Annotated in this window: 1 protein-coding gene; it reads right to left on the bottom strand. The window is 66.8% G+C overall.

The genetic code is table 11. The annotated features are described in order from the left end of the window. A partial coding sequence (locus tag AC1RQI_RS17360) for a chemotaxis protein CheB (RefSeq protein ID WP_481905854.1) occupies positions 1-253 on the bottom strand: 253 nt, incomplete at both ends.

The raw sequence follows: 253 nt of genomic DNA, 5'->3' as shown, positions 1-253 counted from the left end.
CGATACCTGCGACGGGTAAGATGTGGTCCACGGCGACGTTTTCGAGCGCGCTGTTCGGCATACTGGCGAACAACGCTTCTTCTGGGTCCTGCACAACCGCGAGCCCGCCCTCGCGCTTGATAACGGAAAGCCCGGACGTGCCGTCGTCGAGCATCCCGGACAAAATCACCCCGATGGCGCGCACGCCTCGGGCGCGGGCGGCGGTGCGAAACAGCGGGTCCACGGCGGGGCGATGCCCGTTTTCGGATGGCCC

The organism is Salicola sp. AFF1, assembly GCF_056783195.1.
The sequence above is the reverse complement of the archived record's forward strand: the minus strand, read 5'-3'. Positions and strand labels throughout refer to the sequence as shown.